19 protein-coding genes are annotated in these 16,334 nt (G+C 70.5%); 7 read left to right on the top strand and 12 right to left on the bottom strand.

What is annotated here, in order from left to right; all coding sequences use genetic code 11:
* The first annotated feature begins 34 nt into the window (after nucleotides 1-34).
* The 4 genes from trxA (at nucleotide 35) to FBY41_RS22060 (ending at nucleotide 3,941) form a co-directional block, all read left to right on the top strand.
* A complete protein-coding gene (trxA, locus tag FBY41_RS22075; protein ID WP_141823810.1) occupies nucleotides 35-358 on the top strand; it encodes a thioredoxin in 324 nt (107 codons plus the stop codon).
* Nucleotides 359-518: 160 nt separating this feature from the next.
* Nucleotides 519-1,715: an N-acetylmuramoyl-L-alanine amidase gene (locus FBY41_RS22070; RefSeq protein WP_141847266.1), complete on the top strand. Its 1,197-nt coding sequence runs from the start codon at nucleotides 519-521 to the stop codon at nucleotides 1,713-1,715.
* A 133-nt stretch (nucleotides 1,716-1,848) separates the two neighbouring features.
* On the top strand, nucleotides 1,849-2,766 hold the full coding sequence (locus FBY41_RS22065; protein ID WP_141847264.1) for an ABC transporter ATP-binding protein: 918 nt from the start codon (nucleotides 1,849-1,851) through the stop codon (nucleotides 2,764-2,766).
* Nucleotides 2,766-3,941, top strand: a complete 1,176-nt coding sequence (locus FBY41_RS22060) for an ABC transporter permease (protein WP_141847262.1) — start codon at nucleotides 2,766-2,768, stop codon at nucleotides 3,939-3,941. Before FBY41_RS22065 ends, FBY41_RS22060 begins: the two co-directional genes overlap by 1 nt.
* 122 nt (nucleotides 3,942-4,063) lie before the next feature.
* On the opposite strand, the gene FBY41_RS22055 is transcribed toward FBY41_RS22060, so the two are convergent.
* The gene (locus FBY41_RS22055; protein WP_141847260.1) at nucleotides 4,064-4,735 is read right to left on the bottom strand and encodes an N-acetyltransferase; all 672 of its coding nucleotides are present in this window, start codon (nucleotides 4,733-4,735) and stop codon (nucleotides 4,064-4,066) included.
* A gap of 184 nt (nucleotides 4,736-4,919) precedes the next feature.
* Between FBY41_RS22055 and FBY41_RS23545 the strand changes: the two genes are divergently transcribed.
* On the top strand, nucleotides 4,920-5,069 hold the full coding sequence (locus tag FBY41_RS23545) for a hypothetical protein (RefSeq protein WP_185749213.1): 150 nt from the start codon (nucleotides 4,920-4,922) through the stop codon (nucleotides 5,067-5,069).
* A 59-nt stretch (nucleotides 5,070-5,128) separates the two neighbouring features.
* Nucleotides 5,129-6,151, top strand: a complete 1,023-nt coding sequence (locus FBY41_RS22050) for a glutathione S-transferase family protein (RefSeq protein WP_141847257.1) — start codon at nucleotides 5,129-5,131, stop codon at nucleotides 6,149-6,151.
* Between the two features lie 172 nt (nucleotides 6,152-6,323).
* Here the strand turns inward: FBY41_RS22050 and FBY41_RS22045 are convergent, their stop codons facing one another.
* Complete coding sequence (locus tag FBY41_RS22045) at nucleotides 6,324-7,163, bottom strand: alpha/beta fold hydrolase (protein WP_141847255.1); 840 nt, start codon at nucleotides 7,161-7,163, stop codon at nucleotides 6,324-6,326.
* 95 nt (nucleotides 7,164-7,258) lie between these two features.
* Entirely contained in the window at nucleotides 7,259-8,155 is an 897-nt protein-coding gene (locus FBY41_RS22040; RefSeq protein WP_141847253.1) for a metallophosphoesterase family protein, read from the bottom strand.
* An 86-nt stretch (nucleotides 8,156-8,241) separates the two neighbouring features.
* Between FBY41_RS22040 and FBY41_RS22035 the strand changes: the two genes are divergently transcribed.
* Nucleotides 8,242-8,643, top strand: coding sequence for a nitroreductase family deazaflavin-dependent oxidoreductase (locus FBY41_RS22035; RefSeq protein ID WP_141847251.1), 402 nt, complete (start codon nucleotides 8,242-8,244; stop codon nucleotides 8,641-8,643).
* 34 nt (nucleotides 8,644-8,677) lie between these two features.
* On the opposite strand, the gene FBY41_RS22030 is transcribed toward FBY41_RS22035, so the two are convergent.
* The 9 genes from FBY41_RS22030 to rpmH form a co-directional block, all read right to left on the bottom strand.
* The gene (locus FBY41_RS22030) at nucleotides 8,678-9,538 is read right to left on the bottom strand and encodes an Fpg/Nei family DNA glycosylase (RefSeq protein ID WP_141847249.1); all 861 of its coding nucleotides are present in this window, start codon (nucleotides 9,536-9,538) and stop codon (nucleotides 8,678-8,680) included.
* A 45-nt stretch (nucleotides 9,539-9,583) separates the two neighbouring features.
* Nucleotides 9,584-10,738, bottom strand: a complete 1,155-nt coding sequence (locus FBY41_RS22025) for a ParB/RepB/Spo0J family partition protein (protein ID WP_141847247.1) — start codon at nucleotides 10,736-10,738, stop codon at nucleotides 9,584-9,586.
* Nucleotides 10,739-11,059: 321 nt separating this feature from the next.
* The gene (locus FBY41_RS22020) at nucleotides 11,060-12,013 is read right to left on the bottom strand and encodes a ParA family protein (protein ID WP_260439972.1); all 954 of its coding nucleotides are present in this window, start codon (nucleotides 12,011-12,013) and stop codon (nucleotides 11,060-11,062) included.
* A gap of 511 nt (nucleotides 12,014-12,524) precedes the next feature.
* Nucleotides 12,525-13,385: a 16S rRNA (guanine(527)-N(7))-methyltransferase RsmG gene (gene rsmG, locus FBY41_RS22015; RefSeq protein WP_141847245.1), complete on the bottom strand. Its 861-nt coding sequence runs from the start codon at nucleotides 13,383-13,385 to the stop codon at nucleotides 12,525-12,527.
* Nucleotides 13,386-13,488: 103 nt separating this feature from the next.
* A complete protein-coding gene (locus tag FBY41_RS22010) occupies nucleotides 13,489-14,202 on the bottom strand; it encodes a Jag family protein (RefSeq protein WP_141847243.1) in 714 nt (237 codons plus the stop codon).
* A 106-nt stretch (nucleotides 14,203-14,308) separates the two neighbouring features.
* Nucleotides 14,309-15,298, bottom strand: a complete 990-nt coding sequence (gene yidC, locus FBY41_RS22005; protein ID WP_141847241.1) for a membrane protein insertase YidC — start codon at nucleotides 15,296-15,298, stop codon at nucleotides 14,309-14,311.
* A 69-nt stretch (nucleotides 15,299-15,367) separates the two neighbouring features.
* On the bottom strand, nucleotides 15,368-15,757 hold the full coding sequence (gene yidD / locus FBY41_RS22000) for a membrane protein insertion efficiency factor YidD (RefSeq protein WP_141847239.1): 390 nt from the start codon (nucleotides 15,755-15,757) through the stop codon (nucleotides 15,368-15,370).
* A complete protein-coding gene (gene rnpA / locus FBY41_RS21995; RefSeq protein WP_141847237.1) occupies nucleotides 15,754-16,104 on the bottom strand; it encodes a ribonuclease P protein component in 351 nt (116 codons plus the stop codon). The genes yidD and rnpA overlap by 4 nt, the downstream gene beginning before the upstream one ends.
* Nucleotides 16,105-16,122: 18 nt before the next feature.
* The gene (gene rpmH, locus FBY41_RS21990; RefSeq protein WP_028051105.1) at nucleotides 16,123-16,260 is read right to left on the bottom strand and encodes a 50S ribosomal protein L34; all 138 of its coding nucleotides are present in this window, start codon (nucleotides 16,258-16,260) and stop codon (nucleotides 16,123-16,125) included.
* Between the last annotated feature and the right edge of the window lie 74 nt (nucleotides 16,261-16,334).

Raw genomic sequence — 16,334 nt, 5'->3', positions numbered from 1 at the left:
GCCCAGCCCCACGGCATACCGAAAAGGAACCTCCATGGCCCTGAAGAACACGACGGACGCCACCTTCGCCGACGACGTCCTCATGAGCGAGAAGCCCGTCCTCGTCGACTTCTGGGCGACGTGGTGCGGCCCGTGCCGCAAGGTCGCCCCGATCCTCGAGGAGATCAACGAGCAGTACGGCGACAAGATCGAGGTCGTCAAGCTCGACACCGACGCCAACATGGACACCGCCGCCCGCTACGGCGTCGTCTCCATCCCGACGCTCAACGTCTACGTCAAGGGCCAGGTCGTCAAGACGATCGTCGGCGCGCACCCGAAGCCCAAGCTGCTCCGTGAGCTCGAGGAGTTCATCGCCTGAGCGTGCTCCGCGCGCGGTCGGCCCCGCCGACTCCACAACGCCCTCGCAGGGGTGGTGCGTGTCCTCCTGGGATGCGCTGCCACCCCTGCGCCGTTTACGCTGCACACGGCCAGCCACGCCACCGTGACCTGTCGGCGACCAGTTCGAGGAGGGAGCCGAGATGACCCCACCCCCATCGATCGCGCTCCGCCGCGGTGACGCCGGACCCGCCGTCGCGGCGGTCTGCGAGCGACTCGTGCTCACCGGCGACCTCCCGGGCGGCGCCGGACACGCCGACCGCCACGGCGACCCGATCTTCGACGAGCGGGTCGAGCAGGCGGTCAAGTCCTTCCAGCAGCGGCGTGGGCTGCTCGTCGACGGCGTCGTCGGCCGGCACACGTATGCCGTGCTCGACGGGGCGCGCTGGACGCTCGGTGACCGGGTGCTGCGCTACATCCCCGAGTACTTCGTCGAGGGTGACGACGTCGTCACGCTCCAGTCCCGTCTCGCCGAGCTCGGTTTCACGCCCGGCAAGGTCGACGGCATCCACGGACCTGCCACCGACGCAGCCGTGCGCGCCTTCCAGGCCGCCCTCGGGCTCGAGTCGGACGGCACGGTCGGCCCGGAGACGATGCGGGCCTTCGCCGGGCTCCGCCGCTCGGTCGTGGGCGGGTCGGCGAGCGCGTTGCGCGAGCGCGAGACCATCCGCCGCAGCGGCTACAGCCTGAGCGGGCGCACCGTCGTCCTCGACCCGGGTCACGGGGGCACCGACCACGGCGCCCGCGGCCACCTCGGTCTCGAGGAGGCGCGGCTCGCGCTCGACCTCGCCCGCCGCATCGAGGGCCGCCTCTCGGCCCACGGTGTCAGCGTCGTCTTCACGCACACCGAGGTCACCGACGGTGGCACCGACGAGGAGCGGGCGGCCTTCGCCAACTCCTGCGACGCCGACCTCGTCCTGTCGCTGCACACCGACCACTCGCAGACCGGTTCGGCCCACGGCGCCGCGACCTACTTCTACGGCGCCGGCGACCACGCGGGGTGGTCGAGCATCGGTGAGCACTTTGCCGACCTGCTGCTGCGCGAGGTCGTCGCGCGCACCGGCCTCACCGACTGCCGCACCCACGCCCGCACTTGGCCGCTGCTGCGGCGCACCCGGATGCCGGCCGTGCGCCTCGACGTCGGCTACCTCAGCCACGAGGGCGATGCCGCTGCCCTCGCGAACCCGCAGACGCTCGACCACGTGGCCGAGGCTGTCGTCGTCGCGCTCCAGCGTGTCTACCTCGGCGAGGCGGACACCTCCCGCACGGGCATGCTGCGCCTCGACGACCTGCGCCGTCACCTCGCGTCGATGCAGGGCGTCGGAGCCGGCGAGCGCTGACGAACGGCTGAGGGGCACCCGAGCGGAGACCCAGCGGAGACTGCGCCGCCGGGTCGATCCCTGTGGCTCGCCCCACACCGGTCCCCGGGCGAAGCGTCCGGGAGCCGGCCTCGCCCGAGCGTATGGTCGAGTCATGAGGCTCGCGGTGCGCGACGTCTCCCACGCTTTCGGTGACCGGGTCGCCCTCGACGGGGTGAGCCTCGACGTGAGTCCGGGAGTGCTCACCGGACTGCTCGGTCCCAACGGTGCCGGCAAGACGACGCTGATGCGCGTCATGCTCGGCGTGCTCGACCCGGCCCGGGGCGAGGTGCTCTGCGACGGTCGTCCCGTCGGCGAGGAGGACCGCCGCCGGTGGGGCTACATGCCGCAGGAGCGTGGCCTCTACCCCGGCATGCCGGTGGGCGACCAGGTGGTGCACTTCGGGCGCCTCCATGGCCTCTCGCGTCACGACGCGACGACCCGGGCCCACGCCCTGCTCGAGGAGCTGGACCTGGCAGACCGGTGGGGCGACCGCACCGACAAGCTCTCCGGCGGCATGCAGCAGCGGCTCCAGCTGGCCACCTCCCTCGTGCACGACCCGGAGGTCATCGTGCTCGACGAGCCCTTCGCCGGCCTCGACCCGGTCGCCGTCGAGAGCCTGTCCGTCACCCTGCGGCAACGGGCCCGGACCGGCGCCACCCTGCTCTTCTCGAGCCACCAGCTCGACCTCGTCCAGGACCTCTGCGAGCAGATCGTCATGGTCGACCACGGCCGGACCGTCCTCGAGGGTGAGGTGGCCCAGCTGCGAGCCGCCTCGGGGCGCCGCCAGCTTCGCCTGCACGTCGACACCGCGGACCGCGCTTGGCTCGGCGGCTTCCCCGCCGTGACGGTGATCTCCGACGAGGCCGACGACCTGAGGCTCGACGTCCCGGTCGGCACCGAGCCCCTCGACGTGCTCGACGGTGCCCGCCGGGCCGGCCGCGTCGTCGACTTCGGGCTCGAGCTGCCGACCCTGTCGCAGCTGTTCCTCGCGGCGGCCGCGGGGCCTGACGACGAGGAGAGGACGGGCTGATGGGCACCTGGTGGCGCGGCACCGCACTGGTCGCGGAGCGAGGCATCGTCGAGAGCATCCGGTCGCGCACGTTCAAGGTGGTGACGGGCATCCTGCTCGTCCTGTCGGTCGCGGCAGTCGTCGTGCCCCAGATGCTCCGGTCGGACCAGACGACCTACACGCTCGCGACGGCCGGGCCGACGCCCACGGGTCTCGTCGCCGCCCTCGACGCCGCGGGCAGGGCGGCCGACTTCACGGTGCGCTACGAGACGAAGGCCGACGTGACCGCGGTGCGCCAAGCGGTGCGAGACGGTGACGCCACCGCCGGTCTCGTCGGCGACTCGCTCTACACGTCCATGGCGAGCGGCACCTTCCCCATCGTCGTCGCCCAGTCGGTCGTCGCCCTCGAGACGTCTAGACGCCTCATGGAGGCGGGGCTCACCCCGGCGCAGATCGCCGGCATCCAGTCGGTGAGACCACCGCAGCAGGTCGACGTCGGAAGGGTGGAGGACGCCCGGTCCGTCGTGGGCTTCGCCGTCGGCATCGTGCTCTTCCTCGCCCTCACCTTCGCCGGCAACACCATCGCCACGACGGTCGCCATGGAGAAGTCGACGCGCATCTCCGAGGTGCTGCTCGCGGTGCTACGCCCCAGCCAGGCGCTCGTGGGGACCGTCGCGGCGGTGGGTGCCGTGACCTTCCTCCAGCTGATCGTCCTTGTCACACCCCTCGCGGTGGCGGTGCAGGTGATGAACGACGTCGAGCTGCCGCCCGTGGCCGGGGGCGACCTCGCCATCGCGGTCGTCTGGTTCGTGCTCGGCTTCGCGCTCTACGCCTTCCTCTTCGCCGCCGCCGCGTCCCTCGTCGACAAGATCACCGAGGTGGGGTCGGCCACCATGCCGGTGACGCTCGTCCTCACGGGGTCCTACCTCGTCGCCATCACCGTCGTGGCCGCCAACCCCGAGGGCGTCTGGGGGGTGGCCGCCTCGCTCTTCCCCCTCACGGCTCCCATCGCGATGCCGGTGCGCTGGGCCGGCGGCCTCGTGCCCGTGTGGCAGCTCCTCCTCGCCATGGCGCTCACCGTCGGCGCGGCCGTCCTGCTCGTCTGGATGGCGTCCGCCATCTACCGCCGCGCCCTCGTCATCACGGGACGCCGGGTGAAGGTGACGGAGGTCTTCCGGTCCGGCCGGCGCGCCTGAGCACCCCCAACGCCGGCGCAGATGAGGGCGGGGCGCGCTCGTCGTCAGCGCTCGTCGTCAGCGCTCGTCGTCAGCGCTCGTCGTCAGGGCTCGTCGTCAGGGCTCGTCGTCAGGGCTCGTCGTCAGGGCCGGTCGGCGGAGCGCGCCGACCCCGACCCTCGCGGATGCACCTCGGGCGCCGGGTGAGCTCCGGGGATGCGGGCGAGCGCCCGCGCGAGGTAGGCGGCCGCCTCGTCGCGCAGCGTGACCGCCGTGCGCAGGTCGATCCGCAAGCGGGGGTATGCCGGATGGTCGCGCTCCACCCGGAAGCCGAACTTCTCGAGCGGCTCGGTCTCGAGGACGCAGGCATGCGGGCCGACGGCGGCCGGGCGAGAGGCGATGACGTCGAGGGCGCGCACGTGCCGCTTCAGCGCATCCTTGGCGGCCGTCTGGAGCAGCATCTTGCAGAGGCCGCGCCCGTCGCCGTTGGCCTCGGGCGCGGTGACGGCCGTGACGAGCATGACCGTGGCCGGGTCGCCCGGCGCGGTCGGGAAGGCGGCGAGGCGGGGCACGAAGTGCGCCGGCGCGAGCACGACGTGCCCGATGGGTCGATCGTCGGCATACGCGATGCGGCCGGGAGGGCCCCAGTCGGCCGTGACCTCCTCGACCCACGCGGCGAGCGCGTCGAGGCGAGCCCGGGCATCGGGCGCTCCCCCGTGTCCGTTGTGGGGGACGGTCTGCCAGAAGGTGCAGGGTGCGCAGGACCCGACGAGGTCACCGACCCGGTCAGGCGTGAGCAGTCGCAGGTCTGGCATGCCTCCATTCTCACCCCACGGCCCCGAGCTCACACGCGGTGGCCTGCTTCACGGCATACGGGCGGGGCAGGCGCGGGCATCTGTCCGCATCGTCCCCGTTCGGGCGGGCAGGAGCCGGCGGCTGCCCCTACCCTGTGACGACGCCACCCCGCCGAGAGGGGTCCGAGCTCGACAGGGACGTGAGATGAAGGTCGCCGACCGCGCCGGGACCCTCTACGTCAGCAAGGACACCTACGACCTGCTCCGGGTCGGAGTTCTACGGGTGGAACACCACCCGCGATCCAAGGTGGTCAAGGGCTCGTCACGCGGGAGCACGCCGAGCCACACCGTCTAGCTGACGTCACGGCGCGTGCGGTGCCCCGCCCCACGGCATACCGAAGTTAGGGTGGCGCCATGAGCGAGCAGGGCACCTACGTCGAGAAGTCCTTCGAGCGCGACACGAACTACATCACCACCCGCATCACGGCCGACGGCCGCGACGGATTCCCGGTCGAGGCGGGGCGTTACCGGCTCGTCGTCGCCCGCGCGTGTCCGTGGGCCAACCGCGCGATCATCGTGCGCCGGCTTCTCGGTCTCGAGGACGCGCTGTCGATGGGGATCTGCGGGCCGACGCACGACCGGCGCAGCTGGACCTTCGACCTCGACCCCGGGGGCGTCGACCCGGTGCTCGGCATCCCGCGCATCCAGGACGCCTACTTCAAGCGCGACCCCGACTACCCGCGCGGCATCACGGTGCCCGCGTTCGTCGAGATCGCGACCGGGGCAGTCGTGACGAACGACTTCACGCAGATGACCGTCGACATGGAGACGGAGTGGGCGCAGTTCCACCGCGAGGGCGCGCCCGACCTCTATCCCGAGAACCTGCGCGAGGAGATCGAGGAGGTCAGCAAGCCGATCTACACCGAGGTCAACAACGGCGTCTACCGGTGCGGCTTCGCGGGCACGCAGGAGTCGTACGACTCGGCCTACGAGCGGCTCTTCGCGCACCTCGACGTGCTGGAGGAGCGCCTGTCGACCCGGCGCTACCTCGTGGGCGAGCACATCACCGAGGCCGACGTGCGGCTCTTCACGACGCTCGTGCGCTTCGACCCCGTCTACCACGGCCACTTCAAGTGCAACCGCAACAAGCTCATCGAGATGCCGGCGCTGTGGGGCTACGCGCGCGACCTCTTCCAGACGCCGGGGTTCGGCGACACGGTCGACTTCACCCACATCAAGGCGCACTACTACGTCGTGCACCGCGACGTGAACCCCACGGGCATCGTGCCGCGCGGGCCCGCCCTCGAGGGCTGGGCGACGCCCCACGGGCGTGAGGCGCTCGGCGGGTCACCCTTCGGCGACGGCACGCCGCCCGGGCCGCCCCGCGAGGTGGTGCCACCGGAGCACAACCCCGTGCTCGCCATGCTCGCCGGCTGATCGCCCGTATGCCGTCCAGTTCCCCTGTCGCGCAAGGGAACTGGACATCCGGCTGGCCGACTCATCCCCGATCGAGAGAGCACGTCGTCGTCCCCTGAGCGCGGCCGCGGGCACCCGGGGACGTCCAGGGGCGGCCCGGGGGCATCTCGGAGCACCCCGGGGCACCGAGGACTCAGGAGCGGAAGAACTCCGCGAGGACCGGCGCCAGCACGGGCGCGGGCACCTCGTGGAACGCACCGGGCAGCTCGACCGCCCGAGCGTGCGGCAGCGCGTCGGCGAGCACCTGGGCGGAGTCGTGCAGCCACGGCATCGCCGTGCCGCTGCTGCACACGGCGAGGAACGGGACGGTGACCTTCGCGAGGGTCTCCGTGGGGAGCCCCTGCTCGTCCCCACCGAGGCACAGCCCGTCGTACTTGAGGGTGTAGGTCATCGCGAGCATCGGCTCCCACATCGGGGTGCCCACCATGCCGTCGACCATCTCGTCGGGCATGCCGACCACCTCGTGGTTGAAGTAGCGCAGGATGCCCTCGCGGTCTCCTGCCGCCTCGAAGCGCTCGAGCGTGCCGATGTAGTCGTCGGGTGCGGGAGGCCACGCCTCGCTGCGGTAGGGCACCTCGATCGCAGAGCCCTTGTCGATCGGCGCTCCCGCCGCGAGGGCCTCGATGACGAGGGCCCCACCTGAGGAGACACCGAAAACATAAGCAGGAGAATCGGATTCGCGGTTCGCCTCGATGACTGCAGTGAGGTCCTCGATCTCGCGCTGCACCGCATCCCGGCGCAGGTTGCCGGCTCCCGGCTGCGTGTCACCGCTGTCTCCGCGGCCGCGACGGTCGTAGGTGACGCCCGTGAAGCCATGCTCGGCGAGGTTCATGGCCAGGTCGCGGAGGGCGCCGCGATCACAGAAGGCCCCGCCGACCAGGGCGACGACCGGCCCCGATCCGTAGCGCTCGTAGGCGATGGTCGTACCGTCGGCCGACGTGGTCTGCTCCACGGTGCTGGTCTGCGTGGTCATCTGTCACTCCTCCGGACTGGCCCGCTGGTCGGGCTCTCACGTCCACGTCGAACGGTGGCGGTCGGCTTCGACACCTCCGATCTCGAATCTTCTCGTCAGGTGCGCTTGCGGGAGAAGACCTCGCGCTGCTGCTCCGGCGGCACGGTCGACATGTAGTCGATGACCGCTTCGCTGAGGGCCGGCCAGGTCTCGTGCTGGCTGACCGGCACGACGGTCGCCACGACCTCGTCGGTGTGGATCTCGACGAGGTTCCACGACTGCGGGCCGTCGACACCCATGAGCAGCTCGCGCGGGGCCCCCACGTCGTCGACGTAGCTCACTCCCCCTGCCACCACGACGGGCACCGAGCCCAGCATGCCGAAGCTCGTCACGTGCAGGTGCCCACTGAGCACAGCCCTGACGTCGGTGCCCTTGATCGCCTCACGGAGCCGGTCGACGTCGTCGAAGTCGAGCAGCTGCATCACGGGAGACCGGTAGGTGATGGGTGCGTGGTGGATCACGAGGATGGTGCCGTGGTCGGCTTCTGTCGCGAGCTCCTTTGCGAGCCAGGCGTATTGGTCGTCGGAGAAGCCGCCGTGGTGGTAGCCGGGCACGGCCGAGTCGAGTGTGATGATGCGGAGGCCACGCACGGTGACGACCCGGTCCTGGGGTGCGTCGTCATCCACCCCGAAGAGGACCTGGGCGAGCGGGTGGCGCTCGTCGTGGTTGCCGCCGGTGACCACGAGCTCGCAGCCGAGGCGCTCGACGACGGGCGAGACGAGCTCGAGGAGCCGCTCGTAGGCCGCAGGCTCGCCGCTGTCGGCGAGGTCGCCTGAGATGACGAGGGCGTCGATCGTCTCGCCGCACGACTCGACGCGCTCGAGCGCCCGGCGGAGCTGCTCGGCGGTGTCGATGCGACCGGCGAGCCGACCGTCGGGCGAGCCGAGCAGGTGCGGGTCGGAGAGGTGGGCGATGACGTGGGTGGGGGCGGGCCTGCCGCCGCTCAGAGCCATGCAGCCACCTTAGGCGTGGCAGGGTGTGGTGAGCGGGTGCAGGCGGGGCGCACCCATGGTCGGGTCAGCGTGGTCAGGAGGTTGCGATGCCGGTGCCGCAGGCGGTGACGAAGGTCAACAAGGCCGTGCTCAACAAGGGGCTGCGCCACCTGGCGGGACACGGCTGGTTCGTCGAGCTCGAGCACCGCGGCAGGCGCTCGGGCCGGACGTTCCACGTGCCGCTCATGGCCTTCGACCGTGGCGATGCCGTCACGGTGGCGCTCACCTACGGACGCGGCGTCGACTGGCTGGCGAACCTTCGGGCCGCCGGCGGTGGCCGGATGCACCTGCGTGGAGAGCTGCTGACGCTCGGGCCTCCACGCGACCTGCCGCCGGCCGAGGGTCTCGCCCGTATGCCGCAGCCGCCGCGCACGATGCTGCCCCTGCTGGGGTGCGAGGACTGGGTGGAGCTGCCCGTGCTCACCCGGACACCGTGGCACCGGTGGTGAGAGGGGCTTTCTCCGCCCGAGGGTGCGCAGAGTGTCAGTGGCGACGCTGGCAGTTGGCGCACCAGTAGAGCCGCCGCCCCGCGAGCTCCTTCTCGCGTACCGTCTTGCCGCAGCGCGGGCAGGACTGGCCGGTCCGCTTGTAGACGGCGAACCGACGCTCGAAGTGCGCTCCGAGGCGCTCTCCAGTCGACTCGTGGGTGATCGCCGTCGCCGATCCGTCGGCGACCATGAGCTGGGCCTCCGACACCTGGTCGTCGATGGTGAGGATCTGCGAGAAGGCGACCCCGAGGGGCAGGAGAGCGACGAGGTCGGCCCAGATGAGCTCCCACGTCGCCCGTTTGAGCTGAGTGCCCAGGGTGAACGGGTTGGTGCGGTGGCGGTGCAGCACCTCGCAGCGATAGACGTTGCCGACGCCAGCGAGGACGGACTGGTCCATCAGCAGCTCTGCGATCGTCTTGCGGCGCAAGCGGATTCGCTCCCAGGCTCGGTCACCGTCGGCAGTCGGGTCGAGGGGGTCGGGGCCAAGGGCGGCCTCGATGGCCGCGACCTGGGGGTCGTCGAGCAGCTCGCAGGCGATCGGGCCGCGCAGGTCGGCGACGAAGTCGTCGTTGAGCAGGCGCAGCCGCAGGGCACCGCGGGGCTCGACCGGTGGCTGGCCGCCCAGTGGCTTCACCGGGAAGGAGCCGATGAGTCCGAGGTGCACGTGCAGCACCTCGTCCGGGAACTCGACGAAGAGGTGCTTTCCCACTGCCCGGGCAACCTGCAGGACCTCACCGTCGATGCGCCGGGCCTCGTCGGCGAAGCGACCCTGCGGGCTCGTCGCCACCACCGGCCTCCCGCCGAACGCACGACCGAGCCGGCCGGCGAGCGCATGGATCGTGTGTCCCTCAGGCATGGTGACCTCGTGCGTCGCGGGTCGAGATCATGCAGATCCGGCGCTTCAGCGTTGTTCCTCGATGCCCATGAGGCCCATGATGCGTCGCAGGTCCTCGATCGAGGCGAACTCGACCGTGATCTTGCCCTTGCGCTGGCCAAGAGCGATGTTGACCCGGGTCTCGAGATGGTCCGAGAGGTTCGACGTGAAGTCGTCGAGCTGGGGGTGCCGGCTCCCGGCCCGCGGGCGGCGGGGCCTGGCCGGTGTCGTGTCGTCACCGAGTGAGACGAGCTCCTCGACGGTGCGCACGGACAGCCCCTCCGCGACGATGCGCTGGGCCATCCGCTCCATGGCGGCGCCGTCACTCAGGCCGAGCAGCGCACGGGCATGTCCGGCGCTGAGCACCCCAGCCGCCACCCGTCGCTGGACGAGAGGCGGGAGCTTGAGCAGGCGCAGCGTGTTGGAGATCTGCGGGCGAGAGCGTCCGATGCGGGTGGCGAGCTCCTCGTGCGAGCACCCGAAGTCGTCGAGCAGCTGCTGATAGGCCGCCGCCTCCTCGAGGGGGTTGAGCTGGCTGCGGTGGAGGTTCTCGAGGAGGGCATCGCGCAGCAGGTCGTCGTCGTGGGTGTCCTTGATGATCGCGGGGATGACGGCGAGTCCCGCCTCACGCGTCGCACGCAAGCGCCGCTCCCCCATGATGAGCTCGAACTGCCGGCCCTGCGCCTCGGCGAGCTCCGGCTCGGCGATGCGCCGCACGACAACCGGCTGCAGCACCCCGATCTCGCGAATCGAGTGGACGAGCTCGGCGAGCTGGTCCTCATCGAAGACGGTTCGTGGCTGCTTGGGGTTTGGGCGGATCGAGTCCACGGGCAGCTCGGCGAACTCTGCCCCGGGCACGGGCGCCAGGACGGGACCTGAGTCCACCTCGGGCGCCGCGTCGAGGGGGGCCTCCGTTGCGCCGGACGCAGCGTCTGCCCTGGCCGTCTCGGTGTCCGTGGTCGTGTGGGTCGCCTCGTGGCTCTGAGCCTGCTCGTCGTCGGCCGCATGCGCCGGTCGGGGCGCGTCCTCCGTGAGGGTCGTGGTGCCGCCAGCGTCAACAGCCGCCTCGGGCCGCTTCTGCTCGGTGAAGAACACGTCGACGGGTCGGTTGGCACCGCCGCTCGGTGCGCTCGGGATCAGTGCCCCGAGGCCTCGACCCAGTGCTCGCCGTTTCTCCGCCATGCCAACCCCTTGCTGTTCACGCTGGTGACGCGGTCGTCGCGCCCCGGGTCAGTCTAGGCGCAGTACCGAGCGGCTTCGTGACGCCATGAGTGCGGCGTGGCTGAGTCAGGGCGGGGCGGGAATTGGGCTGTGGCACGCCTGTTTCACGTGAAACAGCACGGCCCCTGTTTCACGTGAAACAGGGGCCGTGCTGTTCTCGAGTCATTCGCTGCTCACCGGTTGCCGACGCCGACACCCAGGTCTGAGACAGTATGGCTACACGCGGCCCGTTTCACGTGAAACAACAGCGCCAACGGCAGGGTTCGTGAGGAGTTGCTCCGACTACTGCGGGCCGGACGCGCCCCGGTCGGCGATCTCGCCGGCGGCCTCGAGATAGGCGAGGGCGCCACTGCTCGCCGGGTCGTAGGTCATCACGGTCTCGCCGAAGCTCGGCGCCTCGGAGACCCGGACCGACCGCGGCACGGTCGTCCGCAGGACCTCTTGGGGGAAGTGCTCGCGGACCTCCTCGGCGACCTGGGCCGAGAGTCGCGTGCGGCCGTCGTACATCGTCAGCAGGATCGTCGAGACGTGAAGTGGCGGGTTGAGGTGAGCCCGGACGAGCTCGATGTTCTTCAGCAGCTGCGAGAGACCTTCGAGGGCGTAGTACTCGCACTGGATCGGGATGAACACCTCGCTCGCCGCCACCATCGCATTGACCGTCAGGAGCCCGAGGCTGGGCGGACAGTCGATGAGGATGTAGTCGTAGGAGTGCCCGGTGTCGGCCGCAGCAGCGATCGCGCGCTGGAGTCGGGACTCGCGCGCCACGAGAGAGACGAGCTCGATCTCGGCTCCGGCCAGGTCGATGGTCGCCGGCGCACAGAAGAGGCCCGGCACCGTCGTGCACGGCTGCACCACCTCGAGCAGGGGCGCACCGTCCACGAGCACGTCATAGATGGACGGCACCTCGGCGTGGTGGTCGATCCCCAGGGCAGTGCTCGCGTTGCCTTGCGGGTCGAGGTCGATGACGAGCACCTGGAGGCCGGCCTGGGCCATGGCCGCGGCCACGTTGACAGTGGTCGTCGTCTTGCCGACGCCACCCTTCTGGTTGGCCACCGTGAGCACTCTCGGCACGGCCGGCTTCGGGAAGGGTCGACCCGTCAGCTGGATCCGTCGACGGGCGTTGTCGGCCAGGTCCCGGGCGAGCGGGGTGTCGTCACCGGCATCAGGGATCGCCGCCGCGAGTGCATCCCGGTCCCTCGCCGACGGGCCATCCGGACGGGTCGGGGCGGCCGCCATCATCGCTTCGTCCACAGTGTTGTCCCCAGCCCCCGAGTCGGTTGTTTCATGCTCAGACACCGGCTGGTGGGCCGAGTTGTCCACTGCGTTGTCCACAGGCGGGGGCCCACCAACCGGCGGTTCGGTGCGGGTGTGGATGGCCGTCCCGACACTCGTCCCAGTCGGTGTGGAGGCCCGCTCGCCGTCCGTCCCCAGAGCGGTGTCGGGCGAGTCAACCCCTGAGTCAGCGGGCGACTCGACGGGCGAGTCAACCCGTGAGTCAGCCCTACCAGCCAGACCAGCCGCATCCTCGGCCTCGTCGGGCTCGACCTCCGTTTCACGTGAAACGTTGAGCATTCGTGCCAGCCAGCCGAGGCGCCGGTGCTCAGGAGTCGGCTCGGGCTCCGAGGGCCAACCGAGGTTGGTCGACAGGGTCACGGGAAGGGCACCTCCGCAAGAGGGGGACGTGACCCGACCCTAGCCGGGTCGGCCAGGGTCACGCGATGGTCAGTCCGGATGGGTGGGACAAAGGTCATGAGGGGCCACGACGATCTCCACCAGTCGGGGTGGATCCACGCCGCGCACCACCGCGACGATCACCACGACGGCGGGCCGAGCCGGCGCTGCTCGGCGGGCGCGACCGAAAGCGTCGTCGGTCGAGCTGGTCACCGATGGTGACGGTGAGGAGCGTCGTCGGCTCCTCGAGCAGGTCCGTGCCCAGCTCGAGCACCGAGGCGTCCACAGCTCCGAGTCTCGTGAGCGCCGTGCGGCCCTGCGCGAGCTCCTCACGCGCCCTCGATCCCTTGAGAGCCAGCAGCGTGCCGTGCGGCTGGAGCAAGGGCAGCGTCCACTCGGCGAGCTGCACGATGGTCGACACGGCTCGCGCCGTGACCCAGGGTGCGCTGATGCGGTCCCAGAGCGACTCTGCACGAGCGGTGTGCACCGTGACGTTCGCCAGGCCGAGCTCGGCCACGGTGCCGGAGAGCCACCCGGTGCGGCGCGCCAGCGGTTCGACGAGGTGCAGGTGCAGGTCCGGTCGCGCGATGGCGAGTGCCAGCCCCGGCAGCCCCGCGCCGCTTCCGACGTCGATGACCTCCTGGCCCTCGCCATGCCGTGGGATCGCCACATGGGCGATGGCGCAGTTGAGCACGTGCCGGTCCCAGAGTCGGGGTGCCTCACGCGGCCCGATGAGACCGTGACCGATCCCCGTGTCGGCGAGCACCCGCACGAACTCCTCGGCAAGACCGAGCCGGTCCCCGAAGACGGCCTCAGCCGCCGGAGGTGTGGGCGGTACAGCGACGTCCGCGGACGCGGCTCCCGGGCTCGAAGGTTCTGCGCTCGAAGCTGCTCCGCTCGAAGAGTCGTCGGGAACGGTGCTGGGTCCCGGAGTCACGATCTCGTCCTCACCAGCGTCGGACAGCTGGGCGTGCCCGCCGGGAGGAGCACCGAGCACTCCACCCCATGTTTCACGTGAAACGCACCAACCCTCGCGATGGTCAGGCCGGGAGGATGACGACGTGGCGCTTGGGGTCGATGCCCTCGGACTCCGAGGCGAGTCCAGCTGCGGCCACCTCGTCGTGCACGACCTTGCGCTCGAAGGCGCTCATCGGCTCGAGCGACTTCCTCTCGCCGGTCGCCTTGACGTCCTCGATGGCGACGCGTGCCAGCTCGACCAGGGTGGCTCGCCGCTGGGCGCGATGACCGGCGATGTCGAGCATGAGGCGGCTGCGCTCTCCGGTCTCCACCTGCACCGCGAGGCGCGTCAGCTCCTGGAGCGCCTCGAGCACCTTGCCGTCCGGGCCGACGAGGCGGCGGGGCACCCGGCCCTCCTCGGAGTCGACGATGGCGACCGCGGCGCGGTCACCGTCGACGTCCACATCGAGGTCTCCGTCGAGGTCGGCGATGTCGAGCAGGGTCTCGAGGAAGTCAGCAGCAACCTCGCCCTCCCGCTCGAGCTGGCGAACGCGCGACCCCTTCTCCGGCTTTACCGGCGCCTCGGACTCGACGCCCCCCGGGTCCACGGTGCCCACGGCGTCGACGGCCTCACCGGTGCTGTCGGTGTCGGCGCCCTCGGCCGCATCAGCGTCGTCAGCCGGGCCTGCCGCGGCCGTGATGTCGTTCTCGGCCGAGCTCTCGCTGTTCTCGGACTCCGCCGCCGGAGCGCCGTCGAGGTCGGTGGTGAGGTCTTCGGTGGACGTGGTGTCACTCATGGGTACTGCTCCTTCGTTCACTGGCTCACTGACTGGTCGACGCGGGTCGTCACCGCAGGTCAGCGGCCCTCAGGCACGGTTCGGGTGGATCGTGGATCAGGGGAGGTCAGCGACGGCTCTTGGGCGTCGAGGTCTTGGCTCGCTTCTTGCCCTTGGGCTGCTGGCGCTGGCCGGACTTCGGCGCGTCGTCGGGCACCACGGCGTCATCCGGCACGAGGCCCGGCACGACGAGCTCGTCGACCTCCTTGCCCTTGCGCTCGAGGCGCTCCCGCCGGCGCCGCTCCGCCTCGGACCCGGGGGCCGGCATGTTGCGGATGACGTAGAACTGCTGGCCCATCGTCCACAGGTTGGTGGTCAGCCAGTAGATGAGCACACCGATCGGGAAGTTGATGCCCGAGATCGCGAAGAAGATCGGCATCAGGTAGAGCAGCACCTTCTGCTGCTTCGCGAACGGGTTGTCGAGCGCGGCCTGCGGCATGTTCTTGCGCATCAGCTGGTACTGCGTCGTGAACGTCGTCGCCGACATGAGGATGATGAGCACGACCGTGAGGATCTGGACGTTGAGGTTGCCGTTCGCCGTCACGAAGCTGTCGGAGAGCTTGGCCCCGAAGATCGTCGAGCTCTCGATCTGCTGGGCGACCTCCTGCGTGATCGGCCCGATCGCTGGAGACTTGCCCTCGGCGATGGCCTTGAGGTTGTTGAGCAGCTGGAAGAGCGCGAAGAAGAAGGGGCTCTGGATGAGGATCGGCAGACAGCTGCTGAACGGGTTGGTCCCCGTGCGCCGGTAGAGATCCATGATCTCCGCCTGCTGCGCCTTCTGGGACTCCGGGTCGCGCTTGCCCTTGTACTTCTTCTGGATCTTCTGCATCTCGGGCTGGATGAGCTGCATCCGCCGCGAGGAGTGGATCTGCCGCACGAAGAGCGGGATGAGCAGGATTCGCACGACGACCGTGAGGCCGACGATCGACAGGGCCCAGGCCCAGCCGGCGAGGTCGCCGTTGAGGCCGATCTTGTCGAAGAGCCAGTGCCAGCCGTACATGACCCAGGCTTCACCGAACTTGATCGGATAGAGCAGGGTGTTGAAGAAGTCGATCAACGTCAGTCCTCAGTGCTCAGATGCTCGCGGGCGCGGGCACTGTCAGTCGGCACACCATATGCCGGGTGGTCAGGTCGTGTGGTGCTCGTGCTCGTGGCGCCGGTCGGCCTCCCCACCCGCGCCAGGGTTCGAGACAGGGTCAGAAACAAGGTCCGAGACAGGATCCGAACCAAGGTCTGCGGGCCGGAAGTCCTCCGGTCGCACGTCGCCCCGCGTCTCCCAGGTCAGCGGGACGGGGTCGACCCCGCCGGGCGTCCACGGGTGGCAGCGTCCGAGCCGGCGCGCCGCGAGCCAGCCACCCTTGACGGGGCCGAATCGCTCGAGGGCGGTGACGGCATACGCGGAGCAGCTGGGGTAGAAGCGGCACGTCGGCGGCCGCATCGGGGAGATGAAGCGCTGGTAGAGCCGCACGATCAGCACGAGTGGCGCAGCGAGCCAGCGGTTCACCCTGGCGCTCATCGCCGGCACGCCTTGGCGAGCTGCCGCTCGAGGGCGACGTCGAGGTCGTCGTAGGTCGCGCCTGCCGCTGCGGCGTTGGCCCGCACAACGACGTCCGTCCCCGCCGGTATGCCGTGCAGCCGGGTCGCCATGCTCGCGCGGAGCCGGCGCTTGGTCCGGTTGCGCACCACCGCGTTGCCGACGGCTTTGGACACAACAAAACCGACGCGCGGCGGAAGCTCCGCACGCGCATCGGTCCGGTTGGCATGCACGACGATGAGTCGCCCGCCTGCTCTGGTGGCGCCGGGTCCGCGCACTGCCGCCGTGAAGTCCGCGCTCTCACGCAGACGATGACGGGCGGGCAGCATGCCGCGGCCCTGGAGGCGTCAGGCCGAGAGCTCGGCGCGGCCCTTGCGGCGGCGGCCGGCGAGGATGGCACGGCCGGCGCGCGTGCGCATCCGCAGGCGGAAGCCGTGCGTCTTGGCGCGACGGCGGTTGTTCGGCTGGAAGGTGCGCTTGCTCACGAGGATCTCCGTTTGCTTGCGAGTGCGCACCGAGGAGAATCGGCACCGCACCCGATGGTGGGCTTCTGCTGGTC

This window comes from Humibacillus xanthopallidus (genome assembly GCF_006716675.1).
Taxonomy (GTDB): domain Bacteria; phylum Actinomycetota; class Actinomycetes; order Actinomycetales; family Dermatophilaceae; genus Humibacillus; species Humibacillus xanthopallidus_B.
This window is presented reverse-complemented; position numbering and strand designations above follow the sequence as displayed.